Genomic DNA, 14232 nt, shown 5'->3' on the forward strand with positions numbered 1-14232 from the left:
ATGCTGCAACCGGCCGATGCGTTTTTTCGCCTTGGCCTGAGCACTGGGAGCGGCGAACTTAACGCCCCAGCGCCGACAATTATTTGCCAGGATCCTTGACGTCGACAAACTTGTCGAACTCCACGTTCGCCAGCGTGCCGTTCACCTTTTCGACTTTACGGATATAGACAGTCTGAGTGACGTCCCGCGTTTCCAGGTCAATGGCGAGTGGGCCACGCGGGCTGGCAAGTTTCATGCCTCTGAATACCGCCATGGCCTTGTCACCGTCGATCACGCCGTTGAGCTTCTTAGTCACTTCTGCCATGGCTGCCATGCCGTCGTAGCCGGCGACGCCCATGAAGTTCGGCTGGCCGACCTTGGGATTGACTTCCTGAAACAACTTGACGAATGCCTTGTTTTCCGGAGTGTCGTGCGCAGCGGAATAATGGAACGCGGTGATTGCACCCAGCGTTGCATCGCCCAGCGCAGGCAGCATTGCTTCATCGGTCAGGTCGCCAGTGCCGATGATGCGTATTCCGGTGGCGGCAAGCCCCCGTTCGCTGTAATTTTTCATGAAGGACACGCTGTGCTCGCCGCTCGGCACCCAAAGGAAGACTGCATCGGGCTTTGCATCCTTGACGCGCTGGATATAGGGTGCCATGTCCGGGCTGCGCAATGGCACCCGGATGGTTTCAACGATCTCGCCGCCGCCCCTGCTAAACGTTGTCTTGAACGACGTCTCAGCATCGATGCCCGGCGCATAGTCGCCCACTACCGTAACGACGCGCCTGATCTTGTTCTTTAGCGCCCATGTGGCCATTGGCGCCGAATTTTGGGCAATCGTCATGGACACGCGCGTAATGTAATCCGACTTGGTCGTGATGACTGACCCGGCCGCATTCATGATAACCATTGGTTTTTTGGACTGTTGTGCGACTGGCGCCGCAGCCAGTGCATCCGGCGTGAAGCCATAGCCGGCCAGGAAATCGACCTTGTCGCGCGCTACCAGCTCCTGTGACAATCGACGGGATAGTTCAGGCGATGGCCCAGTGGTGTCGCGCACCAACAGTTCGACCTTGCGGCCAGCCACCTTGTCCCCGTGTTGCTTCATGTACGTCCGGATGCCGGCTTCCATCTGCCTGCCATAGTCGGCATAAGGACCGGAGAATGGCGCAACCAGCCCGATGCGCAGCGCTTCCTGCGCGAACGCCGGCATGCTGGCCAGCCCTGACAGCATCGCAAGCAAAGCCAGATTGACAGTACGTCTCTTCATGTTCTTTTCCTTGGTCCGGTTGTCCATAAAAGCAAAGTCGGCCCAATTTAAAAGACTGGTGTATGGAACGTCAATAAAATCTGTTTTTTGTTCGCAATGCGAATTTGCACTGCCATGCCAAGACTTACCGGTGTTAAAACTTATTTGCGGGAAGGAACTGCCAGTCCGCTGTGCGGCCGTTTCGCTAATGATGGCGAGGCGGGGCAGTGGGAGGCATTTCAATGGTGGCAACAGCAGCTATCATTCCGACCGCTCGTCCATCGGTGACAGCGGCGAGTGCCACAATAACTTCACCGGTTTATCTGGAGCGTCATCACTAACCGGACTGTGCCGGTAGAGAGCGAATGCAGTCGAGTGAAGGCAAACAATATACTTCACCCTGCGAACGGATCGCCGTGCTACGCATATTTATATGATTTTTTGCCGGACGCAGACAGTCCTTGGTCGCATTGCTTGTCCTGCCATTTCCGCGCACGTACCCCGGGTCATGCCAGCTACCACCCGACCAGCATTGAATGCACCGGTACAATGCTGGGAGGGCAATGACCGACAAAAGCGATGACCACCAAAGATACCCGTTCCAGTGACGACAAGGAATATGTGGCCGGCTTGGAAAAAGGCCTGTCCGTTATCGAAGCCTTCGGCATCATGAACCGTCCGCTGACGCTGAGCGAAGCTGCAGAAATTACCGGGCATAGCCGGGCGTCGGCGCGCCGTTCACTATTGACGCTACAGCGGCTCGGTTACGTCGAGTCAGATGGCAAGCTGTTCCGGCTAGCGCCGCGAGTGCTGCGGCTCGGGTACGCATATGTGACCTCGACCACGACATCGAAAATCGTCCAGCCAATCCTGGAATCGATCAGCGAGCGTACGCATGAGTCGAGTTCAGTAGCTGTGCTGGACGGCACTGATGTTGTGTTCCTGGCGCGTGCGGCGACGCGGCGCAGCCTGACCAACGGACTTGGCTTGGGCTCGCGGCTTCCTGCGTACTGCGCAGCGACTGGAAGGATACTGCTCGCAGCACTGCCGCCGGAAGACGCTCAGGAAAGGCTGCAGCGCACCAGGCGCCTGCCGCTCACGCCGCATACCTGCACCGAGATGCCGGCGCTGCTGAGCCTGCTGGAAGATGCACGGCGGCAGGGCTATGCGGTATCCGATGAAGAATTGGAATTGGGCGTGCGCTCAATTGCGATCCCGTTGCGCGACAACCATGGCCGCACCATCGCAGCTATGAGCATTGTGGCCTCAGTGCACCGCTATACGCTGGACGCGATGCTGGAGACGCTGTTGCCGCAGCTCGAAAGCGCGCGTCGGATGCTGGCCTCGATGCTCTAATCCTGCGCTGCCTCGGTCACGAAAGCGTCGCAGAAGAACGCATTGACCGGCAAGCCGCATAGGCCGGTAAAGTCCTTACGCGCCGCAGTAATCATCGCCGGCACGCCGCACGCATACACTTCATGCCCTGCCAGCGATGGGAAATCTTCGACGACCGCCTGGTGGACAAAGCCGGTGCGGCTCGCGCCATCGTCTTCCTCGGATAGTACCGGGATGAAGCGGAAGTCGGAATACTGTTTTGCCCACTTTTCGGGCAGCTCCATCTGGTACAAATCGGCCTTTCGTCGCGCACCCCAATACAAGGTAATCGGCCGCAGCGGCGCGCCGCGCTTGAACATGTCTTCGAGAATCGACTTGATCGGCGCAAAACCGGTCCCGCTGGCGACGAACACCAGCGGCTTGCCAGTATCCTCACGAAGGTAAAAATCGCCGAACGGCATTTCCACCCTCACGATGTCGCCGGCCGCAGCCGTCGATTCGAGATAGCTGGAAAAGCGGCCGCCCGGCAGGTGGCGGATGTGCAGTTGGACGCCATCGTTCTGGTGTGGCGGGTTGGCCATCGAGTAACTGCGGCGCGATCCGTCCGCCATCAGCACCTGAAGATACTGGCCGGCCTTGAACCGGACCCGCTTGCCGGCCGGGAAGCGCAGCTGCAGCACGGTCACGTCGTTCGCGATGCGGGTCAGCTTGTAGACCTTGGCGTCGACTTGTTGATGGGCGTTGGGGTCCAGCTTGTTGATGGACCGCGCGCCGATCTCCACATCGGATGTCGGCCTCGCCTGGCAGAACAGCGTGTAGCCGGCATCCCTTTCTTCCGCGCTCAGCGCTTCGCTTGTGCCCGGCATGTCGACATTGCCGCTGACCAGGTGGCCCTTGCAGCTGCCGCAGATGCCGGTGCGGCACGAATAAGGAAGCTCGTAGCCGCCTTTCCTAGCCGCCTCGAGTATGGTCGCACCTTCGGCGCATTCGAATTCGATGTCGGACTGCGCTACGCGTATCAGGTAACTCATGCTGGATCCCGGGTTTCTGCAGCGCGTTGCAGCAGCGCCAGCGTTTCAATCACAGACACCGGGTCGGCAACGCCCTGCCCGGCAATATCGAATGCGCTACCATGGCCGACGCTTGAAAACAGGACCGGCGTGCCCACCGTCAGGGCGCTGGCGCGCAGCGGCGACAGCAGCTTGATCGGGATATGGCCCTGGTCGTGGAACATCGCCAGATAGATGTCGTGGCGCCGCTGGCCCAGCAGCAGGTCGGCGCCCAGGGGACCGTCAGCGGCGATGCCCAATTCCCGCAGGCGGCCTACCGCTACCTTGCTGATACGCTCATCATCGTCGCCGAACAGCCCTTCTTCGCCAGCGTGTGGATTAATCCCAAATACGCCCAGTTTCACTTCGCCCAGCCCAAGTGCCCTGCCCGCCTTTGCCGCAGCAAGGCCAGCCTGTACGACGAGGTCGACATCGATCCGCGCCAGCGCCGTGCGTACGCTTTCATGCAAGGTCACGTGGACGATGCGCAAGCCGGCAGCGACCAGCATCAGAAATACCTTTTCAGGCGGCGTACTGGTCAGCTCCGCCACCAGTTGCGGATAACCGGAAAAAGCGATGCCTGCGCTGTTAATCGCGGTTTCAGAGTGCGGACAGCCGACCACCGCATGCACGGCGCCGTCCATCGCCAGGCGCACCGCTTCTGCCGCATAGGCGACCGTAGCGCGGCCAGCTGCCGCCGAGACCGTACCCGGCTTGAAGTCGGCCTGCGCGAGGACATCGACTGCAACATACCTCAGCCCTCCCACCACCGGCATCGCCGCGTCGAACGGCTGCAGCGCCAGGCCAGCGGCATGCCGCTGCGCGTAATGCCGGATCACATGTTCGTCGCCGACCAGCACGGCCTGCAATGTGCCGCTGACTGCTCCGGCCGCCGCCTTGACCGCGATTTCCGGGCCAATGCCATTCGGGTCGCCAATGGCGATAGCGATTCTGCTTTGCATGGAGAGCTCCGCTAGAAGGGAATCGCGACCAACGTGTCAAAGCTGTCGCTGTCGCACACCACGATGCGCTGCGCCAGCTTCAGCTCGCCGGCAGTATCGGCTGTCACCCGATCCACGTATTTGCCGCTGGCGAACAGGTCGGTTCGCCCGCCGCGCATAATGCGCGCGACCAGGAATGACGTTTCGGCCGTCACGCCCTGGTCATCGCGGCCGGTAATGCGCGGCATGCCGATCACGTGCCGGTAGCGCTGGCGTTCATAGACATTGGCTTCGCGCAGCGCGGTCACGCGGTCGCTCAGCATGCGTTGGCTGTCCGCATACACCAAGCCGGCCAGCATACCACTGCGGTAGTTTTCCACCGTGGTGATCTTGTACAAGCACTTTTCGGTAAAGAATGACGGCCACTGCTCCAGCATGTCGTCATCAATGCAGCCGGCGTAATCGGCGTTCAGAACGTTCAGCCCTTCATAGGTGATATCGGTGGCCATGATCAGATCCCCATGTAGGAACGGTAGGCGTGCCAGAAGCCGCGCACCGAGGTTTCAGTTGCCCGGTAAGTCGAGCTTTCAATGCCCTCGCCGCCCATCCGGATGATGCCCCGCTCGTCCGGTGCGCAGGCAACGCCGCGCTGGACAAATCCGCCGACGGCGCCATCTTCCATTGAAACGAAGCCTGCCGGCCCGACCAGGTTGGCCTGCTTCAGGCGCATCATTTCTAGGTCAGGCGTATCGTCCTGAAAGCCCAGATAGGTCCAGTTCAGCTCGGTGCTTTCCTGCCCTTTCGGCAGCACCTGGCGCACGGCCAGGCTGTTCTGGATCTGCTGCAGGACGAAGCCAGGAAAGACCGACAGGATCTGCAGCGTGACGCCGTCGCCGAACTCGTCGATACCGTCTAACATGCTCGGGTCAGCTAGCGCATAACCATCCTTGTCCGAGCGCAGCTTTTCGGCACTGTAGTCCGCGCTCTTGGCTTCGGCCGGATCGATGGCGGAATAGCTGACATGATGAGCGCCGCTCTCGCTGACGATCACGCCGCCTTTCTGCGACAGTCGGTTCAGCCGGAACGTGGTGAAGAACACATGGAGCAGGCTCGCATGGTAGGTGTCCTTGACGTTTTCCACATAGAGCTTCCAGTTGTTCGGCAACTGCTGACGGAAACGGCCGATCACCTTGACCGGCTTGCACAACACCCGCTCGATGCGGCTGACAATCTCCTCGCCAAGATAATCCTCGATCGAAGGCACGTCGTCGTCCAGGCTGCCAAACACCAGGCCGCTGAGGGTCGCGATGCGCAGCTTGCGCGGACCATGCTCTTCCATGCAGAACGATTCCGGCATGCCGCCCTTGCCGTTCACGCCGTTCTGGAATGCCACGCCCTTCAGGTTGCCTTCGAGGTCGTAGCGCCATGCATGGTAGACGCAGGTGAAGTCTTCCGCATTGCCGCCATCCTCCAGCGCAATCAGTGCGCCGCGATGTGCGCAACGGTTCTCGAAGGCATAGATTTCTTCGTCCGGGCCACGAACCACGATCACTGGCATTTCACCGATGAAGGTCGTGCGGAAGTCGCCTTGCGCAGGGATCTCCGCCTCCAGGCACAGATAGTTCCAGGTCGGTCCGGCAAAAATCTTTTGCTGTTCGACGCGGCGCACCGTGTCGTCCTGATAGACCCAGTAAGGGACCCGGGTGGTGTCTTCCGACCATGCAGGCAAGGGCTGGGCTCGCATGTCGTGCAATATGGTGCTGTTCATCTGAATGGCTCCTTGTAGGCAAGCTGATACGAAGGAAGTCTAGGATCTGTGGAAGTTGCGGTCAACGGAATGGCACTGTTTGTTCGAAGCGCGAACAAATGGAATGCCCTTCTCTGCCCAAGTGGGCATCCCCGCCTAGCTACCAGCGGGCAAGACAATGAGCTGTGGCTCCATATTTCGTTTGAGTCCCATCACGCCATTTGCGCGGCCGACCCCGGATTCCTTGACCCCGCCGAACGGATATTCGGCGGATACGCCAAGATGGTGGTTGACCCAGGCAACACCGGTTTCAAGGCGCGCGGCAATGTCCGCGCCCATCGCAAGGTCCTTGGTCCATACCGAGCCACCCAGCCCGAAACGGCTGTCGTTTGCCCGCGTCACCGCATCGTCGATATCGGAGAAACGAAGAACCGGTAGCACTGGACCGAATGGTTCCTCGTCCACCAGCCGCGTCCCTTCGCCGATGCCGGCGACGATGGTCGGCTCGATAAAATAGCCTGGCCGGTCCATCACATGGCCACCAGCCAGAATGCGCACGCCCGGCTGGCGTGCCGTGTCGTCGAGGATCTCCAGCACCCGCTCGTACTGCGTCCGATTCTGGATTGGCCCATAGTCGACGCCCTCATCCAGGCCATCGCCAACCTTGACCTGGCGGGCAATGGTCGCCAATTTCGTCAGCAGCGCCTCGTAGACGTCGTCATGCACATACAGTCGCTTGATCGCCTGGCATACTTGCCCTGAATTGGCGAATGCGGCCTGGAAGATGCGGCGCGCAATCTCTTTCGGCTCCACATCGCCGAGCACGATGGCGGCGTCATTGCCTCCCAGTTCGAGGGTAACGCGCTTCATGTTGGCGGCAGCCGAAGCCATGACCTTCTTTCCGGTAGCGATCGAACCGGTGAACGTGATCTTGTCAATGCCCGGATGCTCGGTCATCCATTGCCCGAGCTCGTTGCCGCCAGCCAGGATGTTGAGTACGCCGGGCGGCAGGATATCGCAGGCAATCTCACCCAGCAGCAGGGTGGTCAGCGGGGTGTACGGTGATGGCTTGAGCACCATCGTATTGCCGGTGTAGAGGGCCGATGCAAGCTTGGGCGCGGCAAGGACGATGGGAACGTTCCAGGGCGCGATCCCGCCGACCACGCCTAGGGACTTGTACCGCAACTCGACCCGGCCGCCCGAATCGTTTCGCAGCACTTCCGGCTCGATGACAATGGTGATCAGATGGCGGATGATGCCGATGCCGCGCTCGATCTCGGCCCGGGCTGCTGCAATCGGCTTGCCCTGCTCCAGTGTCAGCAGCGTGGCCATCTCTTCCAGCCTGGCTTCCATTGCATCGGCCAGGCGGGCAAGCATGCGGCGCCGTTCCTCGAAGCTCATCCGGCTCCAGTTAACATACGCGTGACGCGCGGCATCGACCGCTTGCTCGAATTGGGCCCGTGATGCATCTGGGCATTGCGCGAAGACTTCGCCGGTGGCCGGATTGACCACGCCGAAGGCGGCATCGCTGCCTTCAAGGCAGCCGCCAATCAGGTGGAAGTAGTTTTTTGTCGCAAAGGCGCTCGCTAATTCTCTTGTCATGTCAAATCACCTTGTAGATTGATGCCGGCTGGGCCGACCGGCCGGTTGATGCGGTTGTCAGATCACCAGTTCGATTAAATAGGGCCCGTCGGCAGCTAAGCCGCGAGCGAACTGGGCAGCGAATTCGTCCAAATCATGTGCGCTCTCCGCCGGCACGCCGTGGCCTTTGGCAAGCGCGACCCAGTCAAGGTCCGGGTCGGCTAGCGTCAGCATGTCCAGCGCAGTGCGCCCCGGAATCCCGACCCCAATCTTGGTCAGTTCGCTACGCAGGATATTGTATGAGCGGTTGGCCAGGATCACGATGGTCACATCCAGCCTTTCGCGCGCCATGGTCCACAGCGACTGCAGCGTGTACATCGCGCTGCCATCACCGACCAACGCAATGACCTTGCGCTCGGGCGCGGCCAGCGCAGCGCCGATTGCCACCGGCAACGCATAGCCAAGAGATGCGCCCATGCTATTCATCCAGTCGTGTGGCGCAGCCGTGTTGGTCAATGGAAAGAAGCCACGGCCGACCGAGATCGATTCATCGACCACGACCGCATGCGGCGGGATCAACGCGCCAAGCACTGCGGCGATGCCGTCCGGGGTTACCGGCCCGCCGGGCAATGCCGGCGGCTGGAATGGCTCGAGATGCACAGGTGACGACATCGACAGTCCGCACTCTGCAGCCAGCGCCTCGAGAGCCGCTTCAATATCCTGGTCTTTGCCCGCCAGCGTGACCACCCGGCAATCGGGCGGCACCAGCAAGCTGGGCTGGTCGGGGTAGGCAAAGAAGGCAACCGGCGTCTTCGCGCCAATGAGCACCAAGTTTTGCACGCCCGTTAGCGTGGCTATTGCGGTGGCGACGTCATAGGACAGTCGTTCTAGCCGCACTCGCCCGGCGCCGCGTTCGATGCGCGCATTCTGCCCTTCGCACATCAGCTTGCAACCGGCGCTGGCGGCGATCCGCCCGGCCCATTCAAGGCTGTTGCCGCGCAAGGCTGCGCCTCCCAGCAAGATCACGGTGGAACCGCCGGCGCGCAGTGCGGCAAGGACTGCGTCCACCGCGACGGGGTCGGGCGGCAGCGCTGCCGCGGGCGCCTCGGGGGCCGCTGCTGGTCCGGCCGCGCCCCAGGACGCATCAGCGGGCAAGATCAGCGTCGCAATCCGGTTCGGCGTACCGCGCGCCACGGCAATTGCCTGCGCGCCGTCACGCGCCACCATTGCGGCGCTTTCCGACGTGCGCACCCAGTGTGACATGGGCCTTGCGACGCCTTCGATATCGCCGCTCAGTGGCGCATCGTACTGCAGGTGGAAGCTCGCATGCTGACCGACGATATTGACGATTCCCGAACCGGCCTTCTTGGCATTGTGCAGATTGGCCAACCCGTTCGCCAAGCCGGGCGCAAGATGCAGCAAGGTACTGGCCGGCTTTTGCCTGATGCGGAAATAGCCATCGGCCGCGCCTGTTGCCACGCCTTCGAACAACGTGAGCACGCAGCGCATGCCTTGCACCTTGTCCAGCGCTGCGATGAAATGCATTTCGGACGTGCCGGGGTTGGCGAAACAGACATCGACGTTACTTGCCAGCATCGTGCTGACCAAGCTTTCAGCGCCATTCATAACTCATCCTCTGCGATTATTTAAGTTGAGGCTCGGCCGTCGCAGGTGTCGAAAGATCGTCTGCATCTTGCCCGGTATTTGCCTTGCCATTGCGCCGGTACAGCCGGCCCATCAGGAAAATGCAGCATCCGGCGAACAGGATCATCGATCCGCCACCGTAAAAGATCTCGGTTGGGGTCCAGTGCGCACTGATCAGCAGGCCGACAACCGACGGCCCTGCGATTCCGCCGAGGCGGCCGATGCCAAGAGCCCAGCCGACGCCAGTTGAGCGTATCTCGGTCGGATAGAACACGGCTGCCAGCGCGATGACGCTTTTCTGCCCGCCGCTGACGCAAAATCCTGCCAGGAAAATCGCCACCATCAGCACTGGCAGCGAGGCCGTGAACATGGCAGCAGTAAATGCCATGAACAGACCGCCGCAGACGTAGAGGATGCCGATGGAGATATAAGGACCGATCCGGTCCATCGCAGGACCGACAACAAATGCCGCCAGGATGCCGCCGATGGTCGGCAGCGCTGTGAGCCACACGACGGTTTCCAGCGGATATTTAAGCCCGGTGAGTATGGTCGGCAGCCAGCTCTGCATGAAATAAAATACGGCAAGATTGATGAAGAACACGAGCCACAGCAGCAGCGTACCGCTGTTGCGGCCATGCTTGAACAGGTTGGAGATGGCGGCCCTCTTGGCATCACCCTGAGCTTCCATGAAGGCCGTATTGCGGTCTATCTGCAGCGCCGGGGAAATACGGCGGACGACTGCAATCAGTTCGTCCTTGCGTGTCTTACTGCGGGCCAGGTAGGCGATGGATTCGGGCAGCATTAGCAACAGCAGCAGGCTCAGCAGAACAGGGGCGACGCCGCCCACCCACAACAGCGAGGTCCAGCCGAAGCGCGGCAGCAGCTCGCCGGCGACGAAACCGGCCACGACGAAACCCAACGAGAAGCCGCAGTAGATGGCAAGCACGAAGGTGGCGCGCAGCCGCTGCGGACTGTATTCGCCTGTGAGACCGATTGCACTCGGCGCAGCTGCTCCCAGGCCCACGCCGGTAATGAAACGCAAGGCCATCAGCTCGGTGATATTGGTGGCCAGGACCGTGGCAATAGTGAATACGCCGAACAGGAAGGTTGCAATGATCATCACGCGCTTGTGCCCGTACTTGTCGGAGAGCGGTGAAACGAAAAGATAACCGACCATCAAACCAATAAGGGTAGACGAAAAGATTGGGCCAAGCAGTTTGGGCGCGATATGCCAATCCTTGGCGAGCAACGGGATGATGTAGCTGATGGCTTGCGTATCGAAGCCGTCAATGAAGAGCACAAGGCCACAGAGCACCACGACCATATACTGATACGCGCTGACCTTGCGTGATTCAATTACTTCGGACACGCTTAACGGGCCTGTGTTCACTGCAGTCTCCTTATCGTTAAGGTCGCCGCCTCTTGTGGATGCGCGGGCGGTCGACCTGAATGGGTTGAATCAAGGTAGAAGACCTTAGTAAGACAGAAGACAGGCGTCAACCAAATGGCATCAGAAGTTCGCAAAGCGAACATGCACGCCAAAGCCTTGGTCAAATGTTCCTAAGTAATCATGCGAAATTGATTGTGAAGTCTGTTCCAAATGCGTTGAAGATGGAATTGACCTCGTTAAGCAGTTCGTCGCCTTGTAAGCTGCAGAATCTCCGCCAATAGTATTTGGCCTGTTTCCAGAGAATCTCTATCCGGTTGAGTTCCGGGCTGTATGGCGGGAGGTAATACAGGTACAACCCTTGAGAAGCCCATTGCTGGCGTTTGCTTTCCATGGCATCCCCCTTGTGAATGGCAGCATTATCGATAACCACAATGCGTGGACTTGAATGGGGCGCCTCGCTGAGGCGGTCGAAGAAGGCAATGACGTCGTCACGCACCGTCGGCCGCTGTTGGGTGCTCCAGACCAGTTTGCCGTCCTAGCGTAGCGCGCCCAGCACGTTGACCCGTTGGCGATGTGATTGTGGCTCGACACTGCGCACTTGGCCGATACGAGACCAGCCGTACTGTATGGGTGGATTGGGACTAAAGCCCGATTCGTCAAAGTAAAACAGTTCGCATTGCCCCGCCGCCGCTCGCTGCTGCAGCGACTCGATTACGGCTCTGGCGCGGTCAAAGGCGTCTCTGTCCCGTTTTTTTTAAGGCTGTATCGGCACCGTTTGTAGCGCATTTGCGCGCTCTTCAAGTACCGCTTAATCGTATAGACGCTCACTGATGGTTGCTGCCCGCTCTGCCTAATATGACGCAGCAGCGCACCCGCCTTGCCGCCTTGCTGGTTGGCCAGGTCACGCAATGCTTGCTGCTGTGCTTCGTTCCATTTCGGAGGACGTCCGGAATGATGCCCTTCGTACAAGCCGGTCAATCCGTCCTTGTTCCAGCGCTGTCGCCAGTGCTCGACACTGTTCAGGTGCACTGCAAACTCGTTTGCCACCTGCTGTAGCGTCAATCCCTGGTTCAACCGCACAATGGCTTGAGCCCGCATCCGGGTACGTGGATGGCTATGGAAAATTCCCATGTCGCGCAATGTGCGAATTTCCACCGGAGTCAGTTCGAGACGTTTCATGCTATCAGCCTCCGAAAACTTCCTTCAGACTTTGACAGCAAATTTCGCTTGATTACTTAGCTCAAATAGTGCCGGATGATGGCCGTGTTTAGTACCCATTCCTCTAGGTTGTTCTCCTGCGGAGCACGAACGGCGGATGCGGAGTAGAGAAATCCGAAATAGATTTCTGCCAGCCTTCCTTAGTAAACCAGAATTGGTTGAAAGCAGTGCTTCCCACTTCCAACAGCTAGCTGCGCCTGTGTCCAGCATCGCAATGCGAACACCTGAGCCGGGCCAACATAGGCAAGGCAAGGCAGCGTCGAGTTCATCATTAACAACGGACGTTAACAATTTGGCGCGGGTCGCTGGCGTATCCCGTGCCGCCGAATCTAGCCGGTGACCAGACCTTGCCTAGTCCAGCTTGACATTGGCGCTTTCTATGACAGTTTTCCAGCGCTTACGCTCGGACGCCATGAAGTTGCGCATTTCGCCAGGCGTACCGGCAACGATATCGGCCCCACGTTCACGGAACTGCTGCTGCATGTCCGGCATGGCCAACACTTCCGCGACAGCTGCCTGCAGCTTGTCTGCAATCGCCTGCGGCGTACCCGGCGGCGCGACGATACCAAACCAGGTCGACGCATCGAAACCGGGCAGCGCAGCCTCTGCCACGGTAGGCACCTGTGCCAGCAGTGAGCTACGTTTCGTGCCCGTGACCGCCAGAATCCGTGCCTTTCCTGCCGCATGCTGCGGATACATGGAACTGATGTTGTCGAAGAATACGTCGACCTGCCCGGCCATCAAGTCGGTCAGTGCAGGCGCGGTTCCGCGGTAAGGAATATAGGTCACCTGCACGCCAGCCTGAGCGGCAAACATTGCTGCCGTCAGATGGGAGGTTGTGCCATTGCCTTGGGTCGCCACATTGAGCTTGCCCGGATTCTGGCGTGCATAGGTGATGAGTTCCGCCGCCGTTGCAAATGGCAGCGTCGTCCGCACCGCCAGCACGTTAGGCACTGCCGCCAACACGGTAACCGGCACAAATTTTTCAGGGCTAAACGTCAGGCCCTTGTATAGATACTGATTGATGGTCAGGGGCGCCGGCGGCGTCGCAAGCAGCGTGTAGCCATCGGCTGGCGCCTTGGCCACCACCTCGGCACCGATATTGCCCCCGGCACCAGGCCGATTCTCGACAATGATAGGCTGTCCCCATTTGTCGCCTAGTTTCTGTCCGATTAGACGTGGCAGCACATCGGCGGTGCCGCCTGCGGAAAATGGCACGATAATCCTGATCTGCTTGGCCGGAAAACCAGACGCGGCGTCAGCCCACGCAGCCAGCCATGGACCGGCGGCCAAGACAGCTAGAAGCACCCTGGAGAATAGCCTTCGTTTCATTGGTCTCTTCCTTGACGATGGACTGTTATGCATCCCGGATCTGCGCCCGTCTTGCTCGTGAAGAGAAATTAAGGTAACTTAGTTTATATTGTCAACCGCCAACCGCAATTCGTTCGCTTAGCGAACGAACCGGTAAAGCAGGCGTACGGTAAGCGCTACCTCCCTCCCAAATCTAAGTTCTAGGACAGTCGGGCTGGGGCGCGAGAGCATGCATTCGCATTTCGAACAATAGGGCACCTCGAATAACCCGTGATTTCGCCACGGTCGGCGAGCCAAGCGTTTGAATGTGACCAGCAACGCGCGAGCGTCGTCCTTTCCCGACCTCTTTTTCAGGCGGTGATGCTCGTTTTTGGCGGTCCAGACGGACCTCGGGCATCAGAATGCCTCGACCCCGGCCTCCTTCAGATAGACGAGGCGCTGTAGGTTGTAAGCAGCGACCTTCCAGTTCAGATGCAGCCTTGCGCGTGCCAGGCCAATAGAGCGCAGCGTCTTGCCGCCCATCTGTGCCAGGCCCGCGAACACGTGCTCGATGCGTGCACGCGTCTTGGCGATGCGATGGTTGCGCCGCTGCTGGGCCTCGGAGATCGGCTTGTCTTTATGATCCTGCCTCGGTTTCACGTACAGCAGGTTATGCAGCTTTCAACATGTTTTCAACCTCCATCGGAGTACGGTAGCCAATGGAAGAATGAAGGCGCTGTCGGTTGTAAAAGCCTTCAATCCAGTCCACGATGTCGAGTCTGGCTTGCTCCCGTGTTTCGTATCGT

13 protein-coding genes and 1 pseudogene are annotated in these 14232 nt (G+C 59.6%); 1 reads left to right on the plus strand and 13 read right to left on the minus strand.

Features of this window, described 5'->3' with window-relative positions; all coding sequences use genetic code 11:
• Window positions 1–79: 79 nt before the first annotated feature.
• Window positions 80–1252 carry an ABC transporter substrate-binding protein gene (locus tag QOL82_RS20560; RefSeq protein ID WP_283444177.1) on the minus strand — a complete coding sequence of 391 codons (1173 nt, stop codon included), beginning with the start codon at window positions 1250–1252 and terminating at the stop codon, window positions 80–82.
• Window positions 1253–1810: 558 nt separating this feature from the next.
• Between QOL82_RS20560 and QOL82_RS20565 the strand changes: the two genes are divergently transcribed.
• On the plus strand, window positions 1811–2587 hold the full coding sequence (locus QOL82_RS20565) for an IclR family transcriptional regulator domain-containing protein (RefSeq protein ID WP_283444178.1): 777 nt from the start codon (window positions 1811–1813) through the stop codon (window positions 2585–2587).
• On the opposite strand, the gene QOL82_RS20570 is transcribed toward QOL82_RS20565, so the two are convergent.
• The 12 genes and pseudogenes from QOL82_RS20570 to QOL82_RS20625 all read right to left on the minus strand — a co-directional run.
• A complete protein-coding gene (locus QOL82_RS20570) occupies window positions 2584–3597 on the minus strand; it encodes a CDP-6-deoxy-delta-3,4-glucoseen reductase (protein ID WP_283444179.1) in 1014 nt (337 codons plus the stop codon). The genes QOL82_RS20565 and QOL82_RS20570 overlap by 4 nt on opposite strands.
• Entirely contained in the window at window positions 3594–4577 is a 984-nt protein-coding gene (locus QOL82_RS20575; protein WP_283444180.1) for a PdxA family dehydrogenase, read from the minus strand. Before QOL82_RS20575 ends, QOL82_RS20570 begins: the two co-directional genes overlap by 4 nt.
• Before the next feature lie 11 nt (window positions 4578–4588).
• Window positions 4589–5065, minus strand: a complete 477-nt coding sequence (locus QOL82_RS20580) for an aromatic-ring-hydroxylating dioxygenase subunit beta (RefSeq protein ID WP_283444181.1) — start codon at window positions 5063–5065, stop codon at window positions 4589–4591.
• Between the two features lie 2 nt (window positions 5066–5067).
• The gene (locus QOL82_RS20585; protein ID WP_283444192.1) at window positions 5068–6300 is read right to left on the minus strand and encodes an aromatic ring-hydroxylating dioxygenase subunit alpha; all 1233 of its coding nucleotides are present in this window, start codon (window positions 6298–6300) and stop codon (window positions 5068–5070) included.
• Between the two features lie 159 nt (window positions 6301–6459).
• Entirely contained in the window at window positions 6460–7815 is a 1356-nt protein-coding gene (locus QOL82_RS20590; protein WP_283444182.1) for an aldehyde dehydrogenase family protein, read from the minus strand.
• A gap of 147 nt (window positions 7816–7962) precedes the next feature.
• Window positions 7963–9510 carry an acetolactate synthase large subunit gene (locus tag QOL82_RS20595; RefSeq protein WP_283444183.1) on the minus strand — a complete coding sequence of 516 codons (1548 nt, stop codon included), beginning with the start codon at window positions 9508–9510 and terminating at the stop codon, window positions 7963–7965.
• A gap of 16 nt (window positions 9511–9526) precedes the next feature.
• Entirely contained in the window at window positions 9527–10918 is a 1392-nt protein-coding gene (locus tag QOL82_RS20600) for an MFS transporter (RefSeq protein ID WP_283444184.1), read from the minus strand.
• A 178-nt stretch (window positions 10919–11096) separates the two neighbouring features.
• Window positions 11097–11630: pseudogene (locus QOL82_RS20605) on the minus strand (IS630 family transposase).
• Window positions 11630–12097 (minus strand): helix-turn-helix domain-containing protein, encoded by a 468-nt coding sequence (locus QOL82_RS20610; protein WP_283444185.1) that lies wholly within the window; start codon window positions 12095–12097, stop codon window positions 11630–11632. The pseudogene QOL82_RS20605 and the gene QOL82_RS20610 overlap by 1 nt, the downstream one beginning before the upstream one ends.
• Before the next feature lie 390 nt (window positions 12098–12487).
• A complete protein-coding gene (locus QOL82_RS20615; RefSeq protein ID WP_283444186.1) occupies window positions 12488–13468 on the minus strand; it encodes a Bug family tripartite tricarboxylate transporter substrate binding protein in 981 nt (326 codons plus the stop codon).
• A 375-nt stretch (window positions 13469–13843) separates the two neighbouring features.
• A complete protein-coding gene (locus QOL82_RS20620) occupies window positions 13844–14086 on the minus strand; it encodes a transposase (protein WP_283444187.1) in 243 nt (80 codons plus the stop codon).
• A gap of 10 nt (window positions 14087–14096) precedes the next feature.
• Window positions 14097–14232, minus strand: a 136-nt coding sequence (locus QOL82_RS20625; protein WP_283444193.1) for an integrase core domain-containing protein, incomplete at its 5' end; no start/stop codon positions are given.

It is taken from the genome of Noviherbaspirillum suwonense, from assembly GCF_900182955.1.
Lineage (GTDB): Bacteria > Pseudomonadota > Gammaproteobacteria > Burkholderiales > Burkholderiaceae_D > Noviherbaspirillum_A > Noviherbaspirillum_A suwonense.